This window comes from Rhodococcus sp. T2V (genome assembly GCF_029269925.1).
Taxonomy (GTDB): Bacteria; Actinomycetota; Actinomycetes; order Mycobacteriales; family Mycobacteriaceae; genus Rhodococcus_F; species Rhodococcus_F koreensis.
On the sequence record NZ_JARJBD010000453.1, the window covers coordinates 1 to 326 of the forward strand.

At 70.6% G+C, this 326-nt stretch carries 1 protein-coding gene; it reads right to left on the reverse strand.

The features are described 5' to 3' along the window. Nucleotides 1–326, reverse strand: a 326-nt coding sequence (locus tag P3H15_RS54800; RefSeq protein ID WP_276144927.1) for a transposase, incomplete at both ends; no start/stop codon positions are given.

Here is a 326-nt window from a genome sequence, read left to right on the forward strand (position 1 = left end):
TCGGGTGGCCAGGCGACCGTCGGCCAGGCCACTTTCGGTCGGGTCGATGGTCGCGAAGGGTTTGTCGGTCCCGTCGTTGGTGCTCGTGGTCTCGGTGGGTGGGCGTAGGTCGGGGCGGTGGCGAATCACCGTCTTCTCCACCGCACCTGCGAGGTTGTGCCACAGGTTCCAGCGGTCGGCGACCTGGATCGCGTCCGGGGCACCGGTGCGGATGCCCTCGGCGTACGCCCCGGCACGATCTCGGCAGACCACCTTGATCTCGGGGTGGTCGCGCAGCCAGGTGGCGACGGTGCCGGCGGTGCGGTCGGGCAGCAGGTCGATCGGTG